Annotated in this window: 20 protein-coding genes; 4 read left to right on the top strand and 16 right to left on the bottom strand. The window is 70.7% G+C overall.

Translation table 11 applies throughout. The annotated features are described in order from the left end of the window. Nucleotides 1-175: 175 nt before the first annotated feature. From nadE to ITJ54_RS17390, 3 genes are all read right to left on the bottom strand, one after another. On the bottom strand, nt 176-997 hold the full coding sequence (gene nadE / locus ITJ54_RS17400) for an ammonia-dependent NAD(+) synthetase (protein WP_194630511.1): 822 nt from the start codon (nt 995-997) through the stop codon (nt 176-178). 32 nt (nt 998-1,029) lie between these two features. Continuing rightward, nucleotides 1,030-1,218 carry a hypothetical protein gene (locus ITJ54_RS17395; protein ID WP_194630509.1) on the bottom strand — a complete coding sequence of 63 codons (189 nt, stop codon included), beginning with the start codon at nt 1,216-1,218 and terminating at the stop codon, nt 1,030-1,032. Between the two features lie 412 nt (nt 1,219-1,630). Then, nucleotides 1,631-2,767, bottom strand: coding sequence for an AI-2E family transporter (locus ITJ54_RS17390; protein ID WP_194630507.1), 1,137 nt, complete (start codon nt 2,765-2,767; stop codon nt 1,631-1,633). A gap of 99 nt (nt 2,768-2,866) precedes the next feature. Here ITJ54_RS17390 and ITJ54_RS17385 point away from each other — a divergent pair, with 99 nt between their 5' ends. Both ITJ54_RS17385 and ITJ54_RS17380 read left to right on the top strand, forming a co-directional pair. Further along, entirely contained in the window at nt 2,867-4,246 is a 1,380-nt protein-coding gene (locus tag ITJ54_RS17385; RefSeq protein ID WP_323741777.1) for a serine hydrolase, read from the top strand. Nucleotides 4,247-4,248: 2 nt separating this feature from the next. After that, the gene (locus ITJ54_RS17380; protein ID WP_194630505.1) at nt 4,249-4,857 is read left to right on the top strand and encodes a hypothetical protein; all 609 of its coding nucleotides are present in this window, start codon (nt 4,249-4,251) and stop codon (nt 4,855-4,857) included. A 38-nt stretch (nt 4,858-4,895) separates the two neighbouring features. Here ITJ54_RS17380 and ITJ54_RS17375 read toward each other — a convergent pair whose 3' ends face one another. Beyond that, nucleotides 4,896-5,621 carry an SDR family oxidoreductase gene (locus ITJ54_RS17375; RefSeq protein ID WP_194630503.1) on the bottom strand — a complete coding sequence of 242 codons (726 nt, stop codon included), beginning with the start codon at nt 5,619-5,621 and terminating at the stop codon, nt 4,896-4,898. A gap of 94 nt (nt 5,622-5,715) precedes the next feature. Between ITJ54_RS17375 and ITJ54_RS17370 the strand changes: the two genes are divergently transcribed. Then, entirely contained in the window at nt 5,716-6,600 is an 885-nt protein-coding gene (locus ITJ54_RS17370; RefSeq protein WP_194630500.1) for a LysR family transcriptional regulator, read from the top strand. Nucleotides 6,601-6,622: 22 nt separating this feature from the next. Here ITJ54_RS17370 and ITJ54_RS17365 read toward each other — a convergent pair whose 3' ends face one another. The 6 genes from ITJ54_RS17365 to melA all read right to left on the bottom strand — a co-directional run bounded on the left by ITJ54_RS17365 (nt 6,623) and on the right by melA (nt 14,366). Then, nucleotides 6,623-8,572: a potassium transporter Kup gene (locus tag ITJ54_RS17365; protein WP_194630499.1), complete on the bottom strand. Its 1,950-nt coding sequence runs from the start codon at nt 8,570-8,572 to the stop codon at nt 6,623-6,625. A gap of 137 nt (nt 8,573-8,709) precedes the next feature. Further along, a complete protein-coding gene (gene ppk2, locus ITJ54_RS17360; RefSeq protein ID WP_071273294.1) occupies nt 8,710-9,618 on the bottom strand; it encodes a polyphosphate kinase 2 in 909 nt (302 codons plus the stop codon). 90 nt (nt 9,619-9,708) lie between these two features. Beyond that, a complete protein-coding gene (locus ITJ54_RS17355; RefSeq protein ID WP_323741776.1) occupies nt 9,709-10,587 on the bottom strand; it encodes a carbohydrate ABC transporter permease in 879 nt (292 codons plus the stop codon). Then, nucleotides 10,584-11,531, bottom strand: coding sequence for a carbohydrate ABC transporter permease (locus tag ITJ54_RS17350; protein ID WP_194630497.1), 948 nt, complete (start codon nt 11,529-11,531; stop codon nt 10,584-10,586). Before ITJ54_RS17350 ends, ITJ54_RS17355 begins: the two co-directional genes overlap by 4 nt. Further along, on the bottom strand, nt 11,515-12,819 hold the full coding sequence (locus tag ITJ54_RS17345; protein ID WP_228509614.1) for an ABC transporter substrate-binding protein: 1,305 nt from the start codon (nt 12,817-12,819) through the stop codon (nt 11,515-11,517). The genes ITJ54_RS17350 and ITJ54_RS17345 overlap by 17 nt, the downstream gene beginning before the upstream one ends. Before the next feature lie 122 nt (nt 12,820-12,941). Further along, nucleotides 12,942-14,366 (bottom strand): alpha-galactosidase, encoded by a 1,425-nt coding sequence (gene melA / locus ITJ54_RS17340; protein WP_194630495.1) that lies wholly within the window; start codon nt 14,364-14,366, stop codon nt 12,942-12,944. 113 nt (nt 14,367-14,479) lie between these two features. Between melA and ITJ54_RS17335 the strand changes: the two genes are divergently transcribed. Then, nucleotides 14,480-15,361, top strand: coding sequence for a helix-turn-helix domain-containing protein (locus ITJ54_RS17335; protein ID WP_194630493.1), 882 nt, complete (start codon nt 14,480-14,482; stop codon nt 15,359-15,361). Nucleotides 15,362-15,460: 99 nt separating this feature from the next. On the opposite strand, the gene ITJ54_RS17330 is transcribed toward ITJ54_RS17335, so the two are convergent. The 6 genes from ITJ54_RS17330 to ITJ54_RS17305 form a co-directional block, all read right to left on the bottom strand. Next, nucleotides 15,461-15,859, bottom strand: a complete 399-nt coding sequence (locus ITJ54_RS17330) for a hypothetical protein (RefSeq protein WP_194630491.1) — start codon at nt 15,857-15,859, stop codon at nt 15,461-15,463. 88 nt (nt 15,860-15,947) lie between these two features. Continuing rightward, the gene (locus ITJ54_RS17325; RefSeq protein ID WP_323741775.1) at nt 15,948-16,922 is read right to left on the bottom strand and encodes a sugar-binding transcriptional regulator; all 975 of its coding nucleotides are present in this window, start codon (nt 16,920-16,922) and stop codon (nt 15,948-15,950) included. A gap of 64 nt (nt 16,923-16,986) precedes the next feature. Continuing rightward, nucleotides 16,987-17,982, bottom strand: coding sequence for a D-ribose ABC transporter substrate-binding protein (locus ITJ54_RS17320; RefSeq protein WP_228509613.1), 996 nt, complete (start codon nt 17,980-17,982; stop codon nt 16,987-16,989). A 36-nt stretch (nt 17,983-18,018) separates the two neighbouring features. Continuing rightward, nucleotides 18,019-19,137: an ABC transporter permease gene (locus ITJ54_RS17315; RefSeq protein WP_228509612.1), complete on the bottom strand. Its 1,119-nt coding sequence runs from the start codon at nt 19,135-19,137 to the stop codon at nt 18,019-18,021. Nucleotides 19,138-19,157: 20 nt separating this feature from the next. Then, nucleotides 19,158-20,687 carry a sugar ABC transporter ATP-binding protein gene (locus ITJ54_RS17310; protein ID WP_194630485.1) on the bottom strand — a complete coding sequence of 510 codons (1,530 nt, stop codon included), beginning with the start codon at nt 20,685-20,687 and terminating at the stop codon, nt 19,158-19,160. Beyond that, entirely contained in the window at nt 20,684-21,334 is a 651-nt protein-coding gene (locus tag ITJ54_RS17305) for a DUF2291 domain-containing protein (protein ID WP_323741774.1), read from the bottom strand. The genes ITJ54_RS17310 and ITJ54_RS17305 overlap by 4 nt, the downstream gene beginning before the upstream one ends. Nucleotides 21,335-21,815: the final 481 nt, after the last annotated feature.

The raw sequence follows: 21,815 nt of genomic DNA, 5'->3' as shown, positions 1-21,815 counted from the left end.
GAGCCTCCAGTCCGGCGGTTCCCACCCACACCGCGCGCGATGGCAAGCTGGATCGCGCGTGGGAGGTCGGAAGAACTGACCGCCTACGCGCGATTCGACCTCCCGCGCGCGGAGGGTCTCGCAACGCGCGGAACGACCCACGCGCGAAACGACCTGCGACGCGGGGAACGGCTCCCTACGCGCGCCACCAGGCGTCGAAGGGGGTCGCCGGCACCTGGCGCTTGTGCTCCGTGGCGCGGTAGCGGGTCTCGATCGCCTCGGCGACCTCGACCGGCACGTCGTGCCCCTGCAGGTAGGCGTCGATCTCGGCGTAGCTCAGGCCGAGGTTCGCCTCGTCCGTCTGGCCCGGGGTCTCGTCGAGCAGGTCAGCGGTGGGGGCCTTCTCGTACAGGCGGGCCGGCGCACCGAGGTGCTCGAGGAGCTGCCGTCCCTGGCTCTTCGTGAGCCCGGTCAGCGGGGTGAGGTCCACGCCGCCGTCGCCGTACTTCGTGAAGAAGCCGGTCACGGCCTCGGCCGCGTGGTCCGTGCCGACGACCAGGAGCCCGCGCTGCCCGGCGACCGCGTACTGGGCGACCATGCGCATCCGCGCCTTGACGTTGCCCTTGACGAAGTCGCTCAGCGGCACACCGGCGTCCGCGGTGTCCTGCACCACGCCGTCGACCCCGTGTTCGATGTTCACGGTGACACCGGGCTCCGCGGCGATGAACTGCAGCGCGAGCTGGGCGTCGTCCTCGTCGGCCTGCACCCGGTACGGCATGCGCACCGTGGTGAACGAGACGTCGTGCCCCTCGGCACGGAGCGACTCGACCGCGAGCTGGGAGAGCCGCCCGGCGAGGGTGGAGTCCTGCCCACCGCTGATCGCGAGGACCAGGCCCTTCGCCCCCGTGGTCAGCAGGTAGTCGCGGAGGAAGTCGACACGACGTGCGACCTCGGCGGCCGGGTGGATGACGGGCTGGACGTTGAGGTCCGCGGCGATGGCGGCTTGGAGTTCACGCACCGCCCCAGTATCCACCGCGGCGAGCGGGACGGTCAGCGGACTCGGCGACCCGTCAGGTCCGGTGCAGGACCGGCCGGCGTGATGGTGTTGTCGTGGTCGACGCCGATCGCGCACCGGCAGACCACGCTCAGCGTCTCGTCCGGGGTCCGGAGCAGCCGGAACCGCTCGACGTGTTCGGGGCCGACGGCCCGGTCGAGGGGATGGGTGTCGTGGTCGTGCACGCTCGCTCCTGTCGTTCGTCGCAGTGGACGACGCGGAGTCGGTGCGGCGGGGACCCGAACGCCCCACCGCACCGAACCCGACATGCGGCCGTCCGCCGCTGATCCGTCCCCCGTGGTGGCAGGGGACCCGACGCGGAAGGGATCACCGGCGACGTCACGCCGCGCAGAACGACTCGGCACGCCGAAGACACCCGACGCCAGGGGCGTTCGATCAGTCCGTGGGCGTGACATCCCTGATCCTTCCGGGTCCACGCGGCGTTCCCGCCGCGCTGCGGGACACGGGTGGTGAGTCCGTGTCGGCCGATCGGGGTCCACCGTTCTGGGGACACCGGTCGATTGCTGAGCAATCTACAAGGGGGTCAGGGGGAAGTGGCGATACCCCCGTTCGGGGCGCCGCCGTCCACCCGTCGGGCTACTTGGCGCCGACCTCTTCCGAGCGCTTCTGCCGCCACGGCTTGGCGGGGGTGTCCGGGCCGTCCCAGACCTGCACGGCGCCCCACGCCGCGGCGAGGAGCGGCACCGACATGACCGCGCCGGTGATGCCCGCGAGCACCGTGCCGGCGGTCAGGCCGACCAGGATCACGAGGCCGTGCAGCTGCAGCGTGCGGCCCATGAGCACGGGCTGGAGCAGGTTGCCCTCGAGCTGGTTCACGAGGACCACGATGCCGACCACGATGAGCGCCTGCACCGGGCCGAGGGTCACCAGGGCGACGAGGGCCGCGAGGATGCCGGCCGCGGTGGCACCGACGATCGGGATGAACGCCGTGATGAACACGACGACGGCAAGGGGCAGCGCGAGCGGCACCCCGACGATGGCGATGCCGACACCGATGCCGATGGCGTCCACCGCGGCGACGGTCGCCGTGCCGCGGACGTAGCCGCCGAGGGTGGAGACGACGCGGTCACCGACGCGACGGGCGCGGGCGTAGCGGGTGCCGGTGAAGGGGCGGAGCAGGAACTCCCAGATCTTCGGGCCGTCCTTGAGGAAGAAGAACAGCACGACGATCATCAGCACGAGCCCGGTGAGGAAGTTCGCGGTGGCCGAGGCCCCGGCGAGCGCCCCCGAGCCGAACTTGGCGCTCGTGACGAAGTCGGTGGCGGTCTTCGTCGCGTCGTCGATCTGCTTGTCCGAGATCGAGAACGGCAGCGACGTCACCCAGCCCTGCAGCTGCTGGAAGCCGTCAACCGCGGACTTCTGCAGGTCGCTCCACTGGTTCTCGACCGCGACGACGATGAGCCACCCGACCAGCCCGAGCACGGCCAGCACCCCGAGCAGCACGATCAGGGTTGCCACGAGGGAAGGCACGCGGTGCCGGCGGAGCCAGGACACGACGGGGTGCATGGCCGAGGCGATGATGAGCGCGATGAGCACCGGGATCGTCACGACGCTGATGGTCGACGCGGCGTAGACGATGCCGATCACGATGACCAGCACGATGATGACCTGCAGGCACCGGGTCGCGAGTCCGCCGAACGCGTCCGACCACGCCTTCCTGGCGCCGGTGGGCGGGGTGTCGCTCGTCGCGGAGGACGGGGTGAAGAACGGCATGCGGATCCTTGTCGTGGGTGACGGCGGTGCGATCTGCTGTCGAACGCTCCCTCGATGATGGCAGGCCGCCGCCCGGCCTGCCCGGGCTACGCTCGACCCGTGACGACGACGTTCCCGCGCAGCTCCCCGTCCGCCCTCGGCATCGACGCCTCGGGGGTGGATGCCCTCGTCCGCGCGCTGGAGTCCACACCGGACGTCGAGCCGCACGGGCTGGTCCTGCTCCGGCACGGCCAGGTCGCCGCGGAGGGCTGGTGGGACCCGTACTCCGCCGACCGCCCGCACCTGCTCTACTCCCTGAGCAAGAGCTTCACGGCGGCGGCCGTCGGGATCGCTGCGCACGAGGGGCTGCTCGACCTCGACAGCGCCGTGATCAGCCACTTCCCTGAGCTCGACCATGAGGTGCTCGACCAGCGCACCCGTCGGATGACCCTCCGTCACCTGTTGTCGATGGCGAGCGGTCACCGTGCGGAGACCCTGGACCGGGCGCTGGCGATCGACCCCGAGAACACGGTCCGCGGCTTCCTGCTGCTGCCCCCGGACGAGGAGCCCGGCTCGGTCTTCGCCTACAACCAGCCGTGCACGTACACGCTCGCGGAGATCGTCCGGCGGGTCAGCGGCGGCACCCTGGTGGACTACCTCCGGCCGCGGCTGCTCGACCCGCTCGGCATCGACCGACTGTCCTGGAAGCGTGACTCGGTCGGCGAGCTCGGCTTCAGCGGCTGCTACACCACGACCGAGAGCGTCGCGAAGCTCGGCCAGCTCTACCTGCAGCGCGGGCTGTGGGACGGCGTCCGGATCCTCGACGAGGACTGGGTCGAGTCCGCCACCCGCATGCAGGTCGCGAACCCGGACGAGGAGAACCCGGACTGGTCCCAGGGCTACGGCTACCAGTTCTGGATGGCCCGGCACGGCTTCCGCGGCGACGGCGCCTACGGCCAGTTCTGCGTCGTCCTGCCGGAGCACGACGTCGTCCTCGCGATCACCGGCCAGAGCCTCGACATGCAGGCCGTGCTCGACGCCGTGTGGGAGCACCTGCTGCCGGCGATCGACCGTCCCGGTCCGGACACGACGGACGCCGCCCTGCCCGGCCTGGCCCTGCCACCGGTCGCCGGGGGCGCGCTGGACACGGTCGACGGCCTGGAGGCTCGTGGTGCGTTCTCCCGCGCCGCCAGCTCCGCGGTCCCCGGCCTGGACACCGTGGTGCTCGAGCAGGACGGCGCCACCTGGACGACCACCCTGACCCAGGACGGCTCCGCCGTGTCCGCGCCGCTCGGCGCCGGCGCGTGGGCGGTCGACGGGTCGACGGCGGCGAGCGCCGCGGTCGACGAGGACGGCCGGGTGCTGGTCGCCGTGCGGTTCGTCGACACCCCGCACCTGCTCTGGGTGCGGTGCGACCCGGCGTCGGGCACGTTCGAGGCGCGGTGGCAGACCGAACCGCTGCACGACCGCATCCGCACGCTGCACCGCCCCACGGACTGACCGTGGTGTTCTACAGCGCCCGACCCGTGCAGCGCGTGCGGCAAGTGGTCCTCGACGTGGTCGTGCTGCTCGGCTGTGTCCTGGCGGTCGTCATCGGTACGACGGTCTCCGGGGCGATCAGCGGCATCGCGGCGATCGGCACCCGGGTGAACCGGGACGGCTCGGCGTTCCAGGAGCAGCTCGGCAAGGCCGCGTCCGCGCTCGGCAAGGTGCCGTTCGCCGGTGACGCCGTGAGCCGTCCGCTCCGCGAGGCCTCCGAACGAGCCGGCGCGGTGGCGGCAGCAGGCACGGAGCAGCACGACGCCACCGTGCGGCTCGCGCACCTGGTGGGTGGCGGTGTCGCCGTCGTCCTCGTCGTGGCACTGCTGCTCGTCTGGCTGCACTTCCGCGGCGGCTTCGTCCGCACTGCCACCGCCACCGCGCGCCTGGGTCGTCAGCCGGCCGGCACCGAGCTCCTCGCGGTCCGCGCACTGACGACCCGGTCGGAGGTCACCCGGCTCGGTGCCGACGTCGTCGAGCGGTGGCGGCAGGGCGACCCGGCGACCGTGCGGGCGTTGGCCGACCTGGAGCGCCGCGCGAGCGGTCTGCCGTCAGCGGCCCGAGCAGACTGACCGCGCAGACGACTCGGACGGCCTGACGGCCTGACCGGTCACCAGGGGACGACGCCGTCGTCCTCGAAGAAGCCGCCGCGGGGCCCGTCGTCGGGCAGGGTCGCGAGGCGGACGGCCGTCGCGGCGCCCTGCTCGGGGGTGCGGTCCCCCGCGAACCCGTTGAAGTCCGTCGCGACGAGACCGGGGCAGGCCGCGTTCACGATCACCGGGGTGTCGGCGAGCGCCCGGGCGTACTGCACGGTGATGCCGTTGAGGAAGGTCTTCGAGGACGAGTAGACCGCCATCACCGGACCCGGCTGCCGGCCGAGGGACCCCATGCTGCTCGACGTGTTCACGATGCGCGGGGCGTCGGACCGGCGGAGCAGGGGCAGCATCGCGTTCGTGACCCGGATGACGCCGTACACGTTCGTGTCGACCACACCCCGGAGCACGTCGAGGTCGATCGTCGTCGGGTCCTGCCCCCAGGTGACCGGGTCGAACGCCCCGGAGATGCCCGCGTTGTTCACGAGGACGTCGAGCATGCCGACCCGGTCCTCGAGCTCGGCGGCCGCTGCGGCGACGCTCGCGTCGCTCGTCACGTCGAGCCGCAGGGCGCTCGCGTCGATCCCCTGCGCGACCAACCGGGCCGCGGCGTCGGCGCCGGCCACCTCGTCACGCGCGCCGAGGACGACACGGTGGCCGAGCCTCCCGAGCGCTTCTGCGATCGCGTACCCGATGCCCTTGTTCGCCCCGGTGACCAGGGCAGTCTTCTGTGTCGTCGTCATGGTCCGATCCTCGGTCCGCGCACCCCGGTGCGTCCAAGACCGATCGGGTGCCGAGCGATACCCGTGGGGTATCGGCACGACGTAGGCTCCGCACGTGGACGATCTCGAGACGCGCGAACTGCGGTACTTCCTGACGGTGGCCGAGGAGCTGCACTTCGGCCGCGCCGCCGCACGGCTCGGGATGTCGCAGCCGCCGCTCTCCCGGGCGGTCCGACAGCTGGAGCAGCGCATCGGCGTGGACCTGTTCGTCCGCGACCCGCGCGGTGTGCGCCTGACGGTCGCCGGCACCGTGCTCGTCGGCGAGGCGCGGTCGGCGCTCGCGGCCGTGGCGGCTGCTGGCCGACGCACCCGCCGGGCCGGGCTCCCCACGCGGCACCTCGTGCTCGCGGTGAAGGCCGGGGCCGACCACGAACTGCTGCAGGCGCTGCTCGACGTGCACGGGGCGGACCCGGACGGCCTGCCGATCGAGGTGCTGTTCGGCGAGGTGCACGAGCAGGCCGCGTTCCTGCGCGACGGCCGGGCCGACGTGGCGCTCATGCACCGCACCTACGACGACCTGACCGGGTTCGACACCGAGGACCTGCGCACCGAGGAGCAGGTGGCGATCCTGCCGCGCACGCACCCCCTGGCGGCGCGGGACTCGCTCGTGCAGGCGGACCTCCGCGACCTGCCGGACCTGCCCGCCGCACGGTGGCCCCGGCCGGACGGGTCCTACCCCGACGGGCCCGGGCCGGAGGTCCGGTCGCAGGCCCAGCTCGCCCAGCTCGTCGCCCTCAGCCGCACGGTCATAGTCATCCCGCGGTCCAGCCGCACCCTGCAGTGGCCGGAGCACGTCGCCGTGCCGGTCGTCGACGCCGTGCTCGCCACCACCGTCGTCGCGTGGCCGGCGGGGTCGACGTCACCGGACGTGGCCCGGGTCGTGCGGAACGCCGTGCTGGCGGCGGCGCTGGCCAGCAGCGAAGCGGTCCCGACGGCCTGACGACCGCCGGCACCGCCTGACGTCAGATCTCGACGTCGCTGCCCATCGTGACCGTCCGCTGCGGCGGCAGCCCGAAGCGGGACGCCGGGTCGGCGGCGTTGTGCGCCAGCCCGACGAACAGCTTCTTCCGCCAGTTCACCATCCCGCCGTTGCCCCGCATCGGCCGGAGTGCCCCGCGCGAGACGAAGTACGACGCCTCGGCCATCTCGTCGGGGTCGAGGTCGAGCACCTCCGACAGGCACGCCGCGTGCAGGGCGTGCGGCAGGTCCTGGTCGTCGGAGAACCCGAACTTCACGGTGACGTGGTCGATGCCGTCGTCGGCGTACCCCAGGTCGTCGCGGGTGAAGGCCTTGGAGTGCGGCACGTGCGGCACGTTGGCCGTGATGACGGACACGATGATGACCCGGCGGTGCATCACGTGGTTGTGCTCCATGTTCGCCCGGAGCGCCAGCGGGGTCGTCTCCTTGTTCGGGTGCGGGAACACGGCCACGCCGCGGACGCGCGGGACGCCCTTCGCGTTGACCTTCTCGATGAACTCGGCGAGCGAGCCTTCGCGCGCCCGGCGTTCGTCCTGCACGAGCTGCCGACCACGACGCCACGTCGTCATCACCGTGACGACCGCGAGCGCGATGAGCAGCGGCACCCACCCGCCGTGCAGCACCTTCGACAGGTTGCCGGCGAGGAACGTCAGCTCGAGGCCGCCGAAGACGACCGCGACGACGACGAGCTTCCACGTCGACCAGTTCCAGAGCGGCTTCACGACGAGCAGCAGGAGCAGGGTGTCGGTCACCAGGGCGCCCGTCACCGAGACGCCGTACGCCGTCGCCAGGCTCGCCGAGGACCGGAACGCGAGCATGATCGCCATCACGCCGATGAACAGCAGCAGGTTGACGGCGGGCAGGTAGATCTGGCCGCCCTCGCGCTTCGAGGTCTGGCGGATCGTCAGCGGCGGCAGGAGCCCGAGCTGGACGGCCTGGCGGGTCAGGGAGAACGCGCCGGAGATGACGGCCTGGCTCGCGATGACCGTCGCCGCGGTGGCGAGCACCACGACGGGCAGCTGCGCCCAGTTCGGGAACAGCAGGAAGAACGGGTCCTTCGTGGCCGAGGGCTGCTCGAGCACGAGCGCCGCCTGGCCGAGGTAGTTCAGCACGAGCGCAGGGAACACGACGAAGAACCAGGCGCGGCGGATCGGCACGCGGCCGAAGTGGCCCATGTCGGCGTAGAGCGCCTCGGCACCGGTGATGACGAGCACCACGGCGCCCATCGCCACGAAGCTGATGAGCGGGTGCGCGAACACGAACGCGATCGCCCACGTGGGGGACAGCCCCTGCAGGACGCCCGGGTGCTCGATGATCCGCGGGATGCCGGCGAGCGCGATGACGACGAACCAGAGCATCATCACCGGGCCGAACAGCGTGCCGACCTTGCCGGTGCCGAACCGCTGCACGAAGAACAGGATGACGAGGATCACGGCGGCGATCGGCACGATGAGGTGCCCGACCGCCGGGGCCGCGGTGCCGAGGCCCTCGACCGCGGACAGCACGGAGACGGCTGGGGTGATCACGGAGTCGCCGTAGAACAGCGAGACCCCGATGATGCCGATGACCAGGAAGATCGTCGCACCGCCACGGCGCTGGGCGTAGAGGCGCCTGGCCAGTGCGGCGAGCGCCATCACCCCGCCCTCGCCGTTGTTGTCGGCGCGCATCAGCACGAGCACGTACTTGATCGAGACGATGATCGTGATGCTCCAGAACATCATCGAGATCACCCCGTAGACGTCCTCGGGGATCGGCTTGACGATGCCGCCGTCGATCGTGAAGACGGTCCGGAGCGCGTACAGCGGGCTGGTGCCGATGTCGCCGAAGACGACGCCGAGCGCCGCCAGCGCGAGTGCGGCGCCGCCGCCGGGGCCCCCGTGCTCATGGGTCGCGGTGTCCTCGCTGACAGGTGCCGCGGAGTGTGTCTCGGTCACGCTCGATCACTCCAGATCCGGTCGCCAGGGAAGCGGCCGTCGCTCATCCTGCCACCACCGGAGGACTCTGATCGCAGCACCGACGGAACCCGCAGTCGGCATGCAGCATCGCCCTCCGGCGGACCTCTCGCGGGGGGCTACTCCTCGAGCTGCAGCGACTTGCCGCGCATCACGAGCAGGGGGTCCGGCGGCAGCACGACCTCCGGGTCCTTGTCGTCGTAGTCGAACTGCGTCAGGAAGTACCGCATCGCGTTGACGCGGGCGCGCTTCTTGTCGTTCGACCGGACGATCGTCCACGGCGCGTACCGCTTGTCGGTGCGCCGGAACATCTCCTCCTTCGCCGCCGTGTAGTCGTCCCAGACCATCAGCGAGGCGACGTCGTTCGGGGAGAGCTTCCACCGGCGGACCGGGTCGAGCTGGCGGATGGCGAACCGGGTCCGCTGTTCCTTGCGCGTGACGGAGAACCAGAACTTCGTGACGTGGATGCCGGAGTCGACGAGCATCCGCTCGAACGACGGCGCCTGCGTCATGAAGGTCTCGTACTCGGCGTCCGAGCAGTACCCCATGACCCGTTCGACCCCGGCCCGGTTGTACCAGGAGCGGTCGAACATGACGATCTCGCCGGCGCTCGGCAGGTGCTCCACGTAGCGCTGGAAGTACCACTGGCCCTGCTCGCGCTCGGTCGGCTTCGACAGCGCGACGACCCGCGAGGTCCGCGGGTTCAGGTGCTCGGTGAACCGCTTGATCGTGCCGCCCTTGCCGGCGGCGTCGCGGCCCTCGAACAGGATGATGGCCTTGCGGTCGTTGTCCTCGAGCCAGTACTGGCACTTCAGCAGCTCGACCTGCAGCCGGTACTTCTCGTACTCGTACTCGTCGCGGGACATCCGCTCGTCGTAGGGGTAGTCCTCGAGCCAGGTGTAGATCGGGTTGCCCTCGGGGTCGATGAGCTCCGGGTCCGGGGTGTGTGCGTTCCCGACCGTGAACCCGCGGGTGCGCAGGTCCTCGATGTACTCCCGCAGGTCACCGATCGGGGTGGCGTCCAGCATGGGCTCTCCTCACGTCCTGCGCACGGTCCGACCGTGCGCGTCAGCCCGGTATAACGACTCCGGGTGAACGGGGACCGAACGTCAGGGTGCTCACTTGATGCCGGTCGACGCGATCCCCTGGACGAACTGCCGCTGGAACGCCAGGAACACCACCAGCAGCGGCAGCACCGTGATCGTCGCGATCGCCATCACGGCCCCCCACGGCGAGCTGAACGCCGGGTTGTTCGTCAGCGTCGAGAGCGCGACGGGCACGGTGAGGTTCTCGTTCCCCTGGAGCACGACCAGCGGCCAGAGGAAGTCGTTCCACCGCGTCATGAACCCGAGGATCACGAGCACCCCGACGAGCGGTCCGCAGGTCGGCAGCACCACCCGGAAGAAGGTGACGAACTCGCCGGCACCGTCGAGCCGTGCCGCTTCGAGGAGCGCGTCCGGCACGCCGAGCATGAACTGTCGGGCGATGAAGATGCCGACGACGTCGAACAGGGTCGGGAGCACCACGGCCCACGGCGAGTCGACGAGACCCAGCTTCGCCACCACGAGGAAGCTCGGCACGATCGTCACCTGGATCGGGATCATGATCGTCACGAGGAACGCCGAGTACAGCAGCCCCCGGCCGAGGAACCGGAACTTCGCGAGCGCGTAGCCGGCCATCAGCGACACCACGACGCTGAGCGCGGTGCCGACCGAGGTGATCAGCGCCGAGTTGCCGAGCCAGCGCCAGACGGGCTGCGTGCTGAAGACCTGCGTGTAGTTGTCGAACGACGGGTGCGCGGGGAACAGGTAGAACGAGCCGCTCTGCGACTGGCCCCCGGGCGTGAGCGCGGAGACGACCATCCAGTAGAGCGGGAAGACCATCACCGCCGCGAGCAGGGAGAGCCCGGCGACGAGCACCCAGCGCCCCGGCCGCGGACGGCGGGCGCGGAACGGACGGGACTGGTGGGTCTGGCGGGGTGACGGTGCGGTGGTCACAGGACCTCCTCGGCCTTGCGGTTGGCGCGCTGCCGGAGCAGCGTGAAGACGAGCAGGATCGCGACGAGGACGAGTCCGAGCGCCGCGGCGTACCCCATCCGCGCGTCGATGAACGCGGTCCGGAACACGTACTGGATGAGCACGGTGGTGGAGAACCCCGGGCCGCCGCCGGTCATGACGTAGATCACGTCGAAGGCCTGCAGCGAGAACACGACGTTGAGGATGACCAGGATCGACGTCGTCGGTCGGAGCAGCGGCCACGTGATCGTGCGGAACCGGGCCCAGCGGGACGCGCCGTCGATCGCGGCCGCCTCCTTGAGCTCTGCGGGCACGGACTGCAGCGCTCCGAGGTAGATCACCATGCAGAACCCGATGCGGGTCCACACGACGACGATCACCAGGGTCGCCATCGCCCAGCCCGGCGCGGTCAACCAGGGCAGCCGGCCGAGCCCGAGTGCCTCGAGCAGGTTGTTCACGACGCCGTAGTCCCCGTTGAAGATCCAGGACATGACGACGCCGACGACGACCCCCGCCGCGACCATCGGCACGAAGAACAGGGCACGGAACACACCGCGCCCCGGCAGCGGTCGGTTCAGGGCGACCGCGAGGGCGAGCCCGATCGCCATCGACGTCGGCACGGTCCCGAGGGTGAACACGAGGGTGTTCCGCAGCGCGGTGACGATGAGCGGGTCCCCGGTCATCGCCGTGAAGTTCCCGGCGCCGATCCAGCCGCCGTCCGTGATCGAGGTGCTGCTGTCCCGGAGGCTCAGCGCGATCGCGATGACGATCGGCACGAGCGAGAACGCGAGGAACAGCAGACCCGCCGGACCGATGAAGGCGTACGGGACGAACCGCGCCCGGCGTCGCGTCCTCGCGTCGGCGGGACGTTCGGGGCTCGCGGGCAGGGTGGCCGCCCGGTCCCTGGTGTCAGTTCGCAGTGACACTGCGCATCGCCTCCATCATCTGGCCTGCGGCCTCGGCCGGGCGGAGCTGCCCGAGCAGGCACAGGTCGAGGTAGTCGGCGAACACGGCGTTCAGCGACGAGAAGTACTGGCCGCTCTCGGCCTTCACCATCGAGAGCGGGATCGTGGCGCCCTGGTCGATGAACTGCTGCATGGTGTCCGCGTGGGACTCGTAGCCGACGTCGGCGGCGTCGAGCGACTTCCGTGCCGGCAGCCAGTTGCCGTCGTGGCAGAAGCGCTCGATCTGCTCACGACTCGTGATGAGGGCGACGAGCTCCGCGGCGAGGTCGGGGTGCTTGCTCGACTTCGTCACCGCGAGTGCGTTCCCGCCCAGGTCGCTGGCCTCGCCGGTGTTGCGGACCATGGGCGCGGTCCCCCAGTTGTCCGGCATCTGCTCGTCGAGCTGCGCCATCGGCTCGGGGTTGTTCAGCATCATCCCGATCTGCCCGGTCATGAACAGGTTCCGGGCGACGTCCCCGCCACCGGTCTTGCTGAGGTTGCCCGTGGTGGCGAGTCCCTCGGCGTACCACTTCCGGCCGAACTCGAGCGCGCCGATCGCCTCCGCGGTGTCCATGGAGGGCGTCGCGCCGTCCTCGCCGAGGAAGGCACCGCTGTTCTGGTAGACGAACGGCAGCCAGCGGTAGGCCGTCTCGGGTCCGCTCCACCCGTAGCCGAAGGCGTACTTCCCCGTCACCTGCTTGACCTCGCGGGCGACGTCGAGGAACTGGTCCCAGGTCCAGGCGTCGGCGATCGCCGTCGGCGGGGTCACGCCGATCTGCTCCATCACGTCGCGGTTGTAGTAGGTGATGAAGTTGTCGGTGTGCTGGAACACCCCGAACACGCCGTCGTTCCTGGCGCCGATCGCCCAGAACGGCTTCGTGTAGTCGGACTGGTAGTCGGCGGGGATGTGGCCGCTGATGTCGATGAGGCTGCCGTTCGCGGCGTACCGGCCGATCTGCTGCGGGGTGATCCGGATGATGTCCGGTGCCAGGTCCGCGGCGAGGCGGGTGATGAACCACTGGTGGAACTGCCCGGTGGTCACCTCCACCGAGACGCTGGTCCCGGGGTGCGTGGCGACGAACTCGTCCGCGATCCGCTGGTAGCTCGTGATGTCGGTCGGGATGTTCCAGGTCGACAGGCGGATGTGCTTCGTGCCGCCGCGTGCGGCGGTCCCCTGGCCGGCGCACGCTGCGAGCGCGCCGGCCATCGAGATGCCGGCGAGGGCGAGGAACCCCCGTCTGGCGAGCTGGGGTGGTGGGCGGTTCGGCATGTCCTCTCCTTTGAGGTCGTGGTGCCGGGTCGTGCGGACAGGAGGCTCGGGTCGCGGTGCGCGCAGCACCGCGCCGTGGCCTCGGGGTCGCGCCCGGCGCGGTGTCCGCCGGGCGCGACCGGTCAGACCAGGGCGGGCCGGGCCTCCTGGCCGTGGCCCTGCTCCACGCCGACCGCGTCCGCCGGACGGAGCGCCTCCGGGAGCAGCGCCGCGTGGGCGTGCAGCAGCTCGTCGGTCATCGCCGCGATCCGGTCGAGGGTCAGGTGTGCCGCGGTGAGCGGGTCGAGGGCCACCGCGTGGTGCACGTTCGCCACGTCCCCGGTCAACGCGGCCCGGACAGCGAGGGTCTGCACGTTCGTGTTGGTCCGGTTGATCGCGGCGAGCTGCGGCGGGAGCTCGCCGAAGGAGGTCGGCTGGACGCCCTTGCCGTCGACCAGGCAGGCCACCTCGACGCAGGCGTCGGACGGCAGGTTCGCGATGACGCCGGTGGCGTTCGGGACGTTCCCGTAGACGACCGCGGGGATGCCGGTGACGATCGCGTTGACGATGCTGGCGCCGTACTCGACGGACGGGGACAGGTCGGCCTTGAGCTTCTCGAGCTGCTGGTCGACGTCGCCCTGCTCGTCGTGGGCCAGGCAGATCTCGTAGTAGTCCCAGCGCTCCGGGATGTACTCGAGCGTCGTCTCCGGGTCCTTCCGGAAGTACGGCACGTACTCGCTCGCGTGGTGGCTCGACTCGGTCTCGAAGTACCCGAACGAGCGCATCAGCTGCGTGCGGACCTGCTCGTTGCCGCCCTCGTAGTTGCTGGCGGCCAGCGCTGCCTCGCTGTGGTCGCCGTCGTCGTCGTGCAGGTCGGCCGCCGCGACGCCCCGGCGGTGCTTCGCGGTCATCACCTCGCGCAGGCGGGGGTAGAGGTCCTCGCCGTTGCGTCGCTTGAACTCCAGGATCCAGGCCTGGTGGTTGATGCCGGCGCTGACGAACTCGACCTCGTCGTAGGGCACGTCGAGGGTCCTGGCGAGCATCCGCGTCGTGCCCTGCACGCTGTGGCACAGCCCGACCGTCCGGAGCCCCTTGGCGTTGAGGAACGCCGTGGCCATCGCCATCGGGTTGGCGTAGTTGATGAACTGCGCGTCCGGGCAGAGCTCGAGCGCGTCGCGGGCGATGTCCTCGTACGCACGCACCGAGCGGAGGAAGCGGAAGACCCCACCGGGGCCGACGGTGTCGCCGACGGCCTGGTCGATGCCGTACCTCCGCGGGATCTCGACGTCCCACTTGTACGACTCCACGCCGCCGACCTGGAACGTGATGATGACGACGTCCGCGTCGGCGAGGGCCGCGCGGCGGTCGGTGGTCTCGAGGACCTCGACGCCGAGGCCGTGGTGCGCGACGAGCTCCCTGGCGGCGGCCGCGGTGCGGGCGACCCTGCCCGCGTCGAGGTCCATGAGGTGCAGCGTCGCGTCCTGCAGCGCGGGGAAGCTGACGAGGTCGCCGATGAGACGGAAGGGGAAGACGAAGCCGCCGGCGCCGATGATGGTGATCTTGGTCATGGCAGCACGCTACGGAGCGCCCGGGAGGGCCCGCCTCCGACTTCGGACGGCGGCGTTCCCGGATCCTCAGGTCGGCCGGGGTCCTGCTCGGGGAGCTGTCCTAGGCTCGCCCCGTGCTCGATGACGCGCTCACCCATCCGCTGACGCCCGGCTCCGTCGTCGAGACCGTGGAGCCCGCCTACTGGAGCCACCGCGGGCCGGCTCCGAGGATGGACGCCTCCCACCGTCACGACGACCTCGAGATCAACCTCGTGCTCGAGGGCCGGCTCGACTACCGGTTCGGGGGGACGCCGATCAGCGTGCACGCTGGCGAGACCGCGCTCTTCTGGGGCTGGACCGCGCACCAGCTCATCGGCGAGCCCACCGAGGTCGGCGAGTTCCGGTGGGTCCACATCCCGCTCGCCGAGGTGCTCGCGTGGGGCCTCCCCGACCACGACCTCGGAGCGATGCTCCTGAACCGCCCGGTCATCGTCCCGACGTCGGCCGCCGGACGGGACGTCGAGTCCATGCTCGGTTCGTGGCAGCAGGACTTCGCCGACGACGGCGCCGAGCTCATCGCGAACCTGGAGGCGCAGGCGCTCGTCCGACGCCTGCTCCGGCACGCCCGCGCACAGGTGGACCTCCGCCCCTGCGGTGACCACGGGACCGCGGAGTCCATGCACCGGGTCGTGGACATGGTCCGGTTCGTCGTGGGCCACTTCCGCGAACCCGTCTCCGTGACCGACGTCGCTGCCGCCGCCCACCTGCACCCGCACTACGCCATGACCGTCTTCCGACAGGACGTCGGCACGACGATCGTGGAGTACCTGACCCGGTGCCGGGTCGCGGAGGCCCAGCGGCTGCTCGCCACGACGACGATGACCACCAGCGAGGTGGCGCACGCCGCGGGCTTCGGGTCGCAGAGCAGCTTCTACGCCCACTTCACCCGGGCGTTCGGGGCCGCCCCGGGCGCCTACCGCTCGTTCCACCGCCGGCGGGAGCCGGTGCTCGGCTGAGCGCGCGCCGGGCGCACGCAGGAGACGGACGGGAGGCTCGGGGCAGTCGTGCCCCGAGCCTCCCGTCCGTCATGTGGTCGCCTGGGCGACCCGCTCGACTCAGTGGCGGCGGAAGTAGCCGTTCGCGCCACCGACGTACATCAGGATGGTCGCGACGAGCACTGCGACGCCACCGATCCAGCCGAAGGCGTTGCCGCCGGAGGCGGCACCGACGCCGACGCCGATGAGCTGCAGGATCGCGAGGACGGTCAGCACGATGCGGGCCCAGTTGCGACCGTCGCGCATCTTGAAGACGATGATGAGCTCGACGATCGCGAGGATGAACGCGAAGATCGCGCCGCCCACGAGCGGGGCGGTGCCGACGCTGTCGGCCGCGTCGGACGCGCTGCCCGACACGAGGCTGATGACGCCGGACAGGATGTTCGCCAGGACGACGATCAGCCAGATCACGAATGCGACGGTGACGGTCGTCGGACGACCGGAAGTGGTGTTTGCCATGCTGCTTGCTCCTTCGACGTGCGACCGCATGCAGCGGTCTTTCAGCGAACGTACATGGGTTTGGCCTGTCTGTCCGGTTCTGGGGCCGCTAGCCTTCGCTCCCGCCGTCCGTCTGGGCGATCGCGACCACGGCCCTGGCGGTCGCCACGTCGGTGATGAGCTCGTCGACCACCCCGGCCCGCACGGCCCCGATGATGCTCGGTGCCTTCTCCGGCCCGACCGCGATCGCGACGACGTGCGGGATGTCGACCAGGACCGACCGTGGCGTCCTGACCATCCGCTCAGCCCCGTCGAAGGCGATCTCGGAGCCGTCGGCGCGGAAGAAGTTGAGGGAGACGTCCCCGGCAGCGTCGCGGAGGACCTCGTCGTCCACCGGGACCCCGCGTGCGTGGGCGTCGCGGATCGCCGGCGGGGCCCCGACGCCGACCAGGGCACCGACGGCGCGGTCCCACAGGCCGACCACGTGCTGGAAGGCCGGGTCGTTCTCCAGCGACGCCCGCATGTCCACGGACGGCAGCGCCTGCGCGAACAGGAACGCCGGCACGGCGGCGGACCGTTCGGCCGCGAGCCGGGTGATCTCGTTCGACTGGAACCACGGCAGCGGGTCCGCCTGCCCACCGACCGTCGGCGCCAGGAGCACGCCGTCCAGGCGGAGCGTGACGTCGCGGGCGACCGCGTGGGTCGTCCGGCCGCTGCCGATGAGCAGGGCGTCGCCGGGGCGGAGCGCCATCCGGTCGACGGCGACGGTCACCGCGGCGGCCAGGTCGCTGCCGATGGTGGCGTGGTGCACGGCCGAGACGACCTGCACGGCGTCGAGGCCCAGGAGCACCCGGACCTCGTCGGCCAGGGCGACGGTCTCGTCGAGGAACGGGTCGCGGACCCGGATCTCGACGAGCCCGGACCGCCGGGCCTCGGAGACCAGGCGGCTGACCGTGGCCCGCGACACCGCGAGCCGATCGGCGATGTCCACCTGCGTGACGTCCTCCAGGTAGTACATCCGCGCCGCCTGGTACACGAGGTCGAGCGGGAAGCGGGCGTGGCCGTCGCGGGCGGCGTCGGACACGGCGACGGCCGGTCGTCCCGGACGACCGGCCGTCGCGCCCGTGGGAGGGCGTGGTGTCACGCGCTCACTCGGCGAGGGTGAACGGGGACGTGACCTTGTCCGCGTTCTCCTTGGTGATGAGCACGCAGTCGAACGCCTGCTTCTCCTGGCTGGCGCCGGTCTTGCCGGTGCGGATGAAGGAGTCGGCCTCCTGCACCGCCTTCTTCGCGAACGTGGCGACCGGCTGCAGGACGGTGTACTGCAGTTCCCCCGCCTTGATCGCGTCGACCGCGTCCGGCGAGCCGTCGAAGCCGCCGACCTTGACCTGGTCGAGCTTGCCGGCCTCCTTCAGCGCGGCGACCGCGCCGAGGGCCATCTCGTCGTTGCCGGGGATGACGCCCTTGATGTCCGGGTTGGCCTGCAGGATGGACTGCATCTTGTCGTGGCCCTGCGTGCGGTCCCAGTTCGCGACCTGCTTGGCCACCTCCTTGAGCCCGGGGTACTGCGACAGCACGGTCTTGTAGCCGTTCGACCGGGTCTGCGCGTTGTTGTCCGACGGGGCGCCGAAGAGCTCGGCGTAGTTGCCCGAGTCGCCGACGTCCTTGACCCACTGCTGCGCGCCGAGTGCGGCGCCCTGGGCGTTGTTCGAGACGAGCTGCGCCTTCGCCAGGCCCGACTGGTTGATCTCGGCGTTCACCAGGATCACCGGGATGCCAGCGGCGTCGGCCTTCTTCACGGCACCGATCGACCCGCTCGCGTTGGCCGGGTCGAGGATGATCGCGACCGACTTGTTCGTGATCGCGGTGTCGATGAGGTTGCTCTCGGTGTTCGTGTCGCCCTTGGAGGCCGAGACGTTCGACTTGTAGCCGAGGGACTTGGCCTCGGCCGACGCGACGTCGCCCTCGGTCTTCCAGTACGGGTTCGAGGGGTCGTTGACGATGATCGAGATCAGGCCGCCCTTCTTCGACGAGCCCGAGCCGGAGCCCTTGTCCGACGATGCGCTGCCCCCGGCGGAGCAGCCGGCGAGGACGAGGGTCAGGCCGACGCCCGCGGCGAGCACCATTGCCAGCTTGCGGTTCATTGTGGGGTTCCTTTCGCTGTGTTCCGGTGACGGGGGTCAGCCGGCGGTCTTCTCGTGGACGGCGGCCGGGGGCTGCGTGTCCACGGGAGCTGTGGGGGTGGGCGCTGTCGTCCCGCCGGCACGGGCCGGGCGGCGCTTGTACTGCACGGCGTTCAGCAGCACGGCGAGGACGATGACGGCGCCGGTGAAGACGGTCTGCCAGTAGGCCGAGACGCCGATGATGACGAGGCCGTCGGACAGGAAGCCGATGACGAAGGCCCCGAGGAGGGTGCCGCGGACGTTGCCGACACCACCGGAGAGCGCGGCGCCGCCGATGACGACGGCCGCGATGGCGGTGAGCTCGTACGAGTTGCCCGCGGTGGGGCTGGCGCTCGTCAGCTCGGACGACAGGATCAGGCCCGCGATGGCGGCGCAGAGGCCGGACAGCGCGTAGACCCGCACCTTGACCCGCTTGACCGGGACACCGGAGAGCTCCGCGGCCCGCTCGTTGCCACCGGAGGCGTACAGCCAGCGGCCGAACACCGTGCGGTTGAGCAGCAGGCTCGCCGCGATCGCCGCGACGATCATCACGATGACGCCGATGGGCAGCCCGATCAACCGGTTGAAGCCGAGCCAGTCGAAGCCGGTGTTCCCGAGCGCCGCGTTCCCGCCGAGGTCGTTGTACGTCAGGCCGTTCGTCATGAGCAGGCCGATGCCGCGGACGACGTAGAGCATGCCGAGCGTCGCGACGAACGGGGCCACCTTGAAGCGGGCGACCAGGATGCCGTTCACGAAGCCGATGAACGCACCGACCGCGCAGGCGACCACGACGACGACCCAGACCTTCGGGTACAGCGTCGAGCCGCCGATCGTGACGCCCTTCATCAGGGCACCGGCGATGACGCCCGAGAACCCGAGCGTCGAGCCGACGGACAGGTCGATGCCGCCGTTGAGGATCACGACGAGCATGCCGATCGCCAGGATCGCGTAGACCGCGACGTGGGACGACATCGTGAGGATGTTGCTGACGGTGAAGTAGTTGGGAGAGAGGACGGAGAAGACGACGATGATCGCGACGAGGGCGAAGAACGCGCGCCCCTGCAGCAGGAGCCGGCCGAGGCTGAACCCGTCGGCGAACATCGCGGGCCGGCGTCGCGCCGAGGTGGTGGAGGACATGCGTGTTCCGTTCGTGGCGGTCATGCGACCACGGCCTCGCCCGAGGCGGCCATGATCGCTTCCTTGGTGGTTTCGGATCCGAACTCGGCGGCGATGCGCCCCCGGCTCATCACGACGATGCGGTGGGCGATGCTGAGGCACTCACCGACCTCCGACGTCGTGTAGACGACCGCGAGGCCGTTCCTGGCGCGCTCGGCGAGGAGCTTGAAGACCTCGGCCTTGGCGCCGATGTCGATGCCCCGGCTCGGCTCGTCGAGCAGGATGACGTCGGGCTGCGTGGCCAGCATCTTGCCGATGACGACCTTCTGCTGGTTGCCGCCGGACAGCGAGCCGATCATCGCGTGGCCGCCGGGCGTCTTGACGTGAACGGTCCGGATGGACTCGGTGACGATGTCGGTCTCGCGGTTCCCGGAGAGGAACAGGCCCTTCACGAAGGCGCCGATCGAGGCGAGCGACATGTTGTGCCCGACCGTCATCGTCTGCACGAGCCCGTCCCGCTGCCGGTCCTCCGGCACCAGTCCGAGGCCCGCCTCGATGCGGTCCGCGATGCTCAGGCCCGCCAGGTCGCGGTCGCCCTTGCGGACCCGGCCGCCGTCGATCCGGTTGCGTCCGGCCACGGCCTCGAGCAGCTCGGTGCGTCCGGCGCCCATCAGACCGTAGATGCAGACGATCTCGCCGGCACGGACGTCGAGGGACACGCGGTCGACGACGTTGCGGCCGGGGACGTCGGGGTCGGCGACCGTGACGTCCTCGATCGCGAGGGCGACCGGTCCGAAGTCGTAGCCGGTGGGCGGGGACCCGAGGTCGAAGCCCTCGCCGACCATGGCCCGGACGACCCACTCCAGGTCGATGTCGGCCGCGGGGGCCATCGCCGTGATCGCGCCGTCGCGGAGCACGACCGCGTGGTCGGTGATCTCCAGCGCCTCCTCCAGGTGGTGGGAGATGTAGACGATGGAGACGCCGCGGGCGGTCAGGTCGCGGACGACCTGGAACAGGACCTCGACCTCGGACGCCGAGAGCGCGCTCGTCGGTTCGTCCATGATGAGGATCCGGGCGTCGACCGACAGTGCCCGGGCGATCTCGATGAGCTGCTGCTGGCCGAGGCGCAGGTCCGACACCACGGCGAGCGGGTCGATCTCCTCGCCGAGCTCGGCCAGGACGGTCGCGGACTGCCGGGCTTCCTCGGCGTAGTCGACACCGGTCGGGCCGGTGATCTCGCGCCCCATGAAGATGTTGTCCCGCACCGTCAGGTTCGGCGCGAGGCTGAGCTCCTGGTGGATGATCGAGATGCCGTGGTCGCGGGCGTCGACGGTGTCGGCGAACGACACGGTCTCGCCGTGCAGCGTGAGCGTGCCCGACGTCGGCTGCTCGACCCCGGACAGGATCTTCATGAGCGTCGACTTGCCGGCGCCGTTCTCCCCGAACAGCGTCGTGACCTGACCGCGGTGGATCGCGAAGTTGACGCCCTTGAGCGCGCGCGTCGCCCCGTAGGTCTTGACGACGTCGGTGGCTTCGAGGACGACCGCGCCGATCGCGCCGTCGCCGCTCATCGGACGTCCAGGGCCGACGGCGTGACGAGCCAGGCCTTCGGGTTGATCAGCTGGAACGCCCCGGTGACCTCGACGGTCTTGCCGGTGAGCGACGCGGTGTCGACGTCGGCGAGCACCTGCTTCTTCAGCTGGTCGTTCAGCGCGGCGCCGGCGTTCTGGTAGTCGATCTGGTTCGTGAACTGCCCGAACTCGATCGTCCCCGGTGCGTCGCGGAGGTCGGTGCCGTTGATGGCCGGACCGGTCTGCATGCGGATGAGCAGTCCCCCCGGCAGCCCGTCGACGGTGACCGGGTACAGGCCGTCCTGCGCCTCGCCCACGGTGCCCGTGAAGGTCGTCGAGAACTCCGTGCCCGCACCACCGGCGACGCCGTACTTCTTCGTCGCGGCGGCCGTGTCGGCGTTGAGCGCCGTCGCCAGTTCGTCGGCAGGGACGGCGCGCTTGGCGATCGCGGCCTGCACCTCGGGGAAGTGCTTCTTGCCCCAGGCCGAGGCGGAGAACGCGGCCGGGCCGGCTCCGACGGACGAGCCCTTGCTGACGACCTTCACGCTCAGCGCCATCGCGATGAGCACGACGAGCACGACCGCGCCGATGACGATCCGGCGGGTCAGGCGTCGGCGCTGCGGCGACGTCGTGCTGACGGCGCTCACGACTGCGTCCCGTCGACGCAGGACGCCTGCTCGGTTCGGGGTGCCCCGGTGGCGGGGCGGACGGCTCGCGGCATCGCGTGCTCCTTGCATGAGGACGACGAGCACGCGGCGGGCGCCTGACGTCGTCGTCTGGTGGGGTCAGCCGGTCCCTGCGGAACGGCGTCGACCGCGCCTCTCGGAGCGGCCTGACCAGAAATTACGTGCAGAACGAGATTTCTGCAAGGGGCAATCGCAGATCAGCGCGAATCGTGTCCGACCAGAAATCTTGTTCTTGACATCTGTTCAGGACCCCGTATGGTCTGCTGCACCGCGATGACGCGGCTGGAACGTGACCGACGGAGACCACCATGTCCACGACCTCGACCCCTCCCCAGGCGGCCGCTGCAACGCCTTCGACCCCGGAGATCCCTGCGACGATGCGGGCGGTCGTGGTGCACGGCCCCGGGGACTACCGCCTCGAGACCCGACCCGTGCCCACCCC

It is taken from the genome of Curtobacterium sp. VKM Ac-2865 (assembly GCF_015350905.1).
Classification (GTDB): domain Bacteria; phylum Actinomycetota; class Actinomycetes; order Actinomycetales; family Microbacteriaceae; genus Curtobacterium.
Note: the sequence above shows the minus strand (reverse complement) of the source record. Positions and strands in the feature narration are given on the sequence as shown.

Excerpts from the sequence above, each read along its gene's own strand:
- ITJ54_RS17315 (WP_228509612.1), bottom strand. The coding sequence starts at position 19,137 with ATGTCCTCCACCACCTCGGCGCGACGCCGGCCCGCGATGTTCGCCGAC.
- ITJ54_RS17330 (WP_194630491.1), bottom strand. The coding sequence starts at position 15,859 with ATGGCAAACACCACTTCCGGTCGTCCGACGACCGTCACCGTCGCATTC.
- ITJ54_RS17345 (WP_228509614.1), bottom strand. The coding sequence starts at position 12,819 with ATGCCGAACCGCCCACCACCCCAGCTCGCCAGACGGGGGTTCCTCGCC.
- ITJ54_RS17390 (WP_194630507.1), bottom strand. The coding sequence starts at position 2,767 with ATGCCGTTCTTCACCCCGTCCTCCGCGACGAGCGACACCCCGCCCACC.
- ITJ54_RS17320 (WP_228509613.1), bottom strand. The coding sequence starts at position 17,982 with ATGAACCGCAAGCTGGCAATGGTGCTCGCCGCGGGCGTCGGCCTGACC.
- ppk2 (WP_071273294.1), bottom strand. The coding sequence starts at position 9,618 with ATGCTGGACGCCACCCCGATCGGTGACCTGCGGGAGTACATCGAGGAC.
- melA (WP_194630495.1), bottom strand. The coding sequence starts at position 14,366 with ATGACCAAGATCACCATCATCGGCGCCGGCGGCTTCGTCTTCCCCTTC.
- ITJ54_RS17310 (WP_194630485.1), bottom strand. The coding sequence starts at position 20,687 with ATGAGCGGCGACGGCGCGATCGGCGCGGTCGTCCTCGAAGCCACCGAC.
- ITJ54_RS17375 (WP_194630503.1), bottom strand. The coding sequence starts at position 5,621 with ATGACGACGACACAGAAGACTGCCCTGGTCACCGGGGCGAACAAGGGC.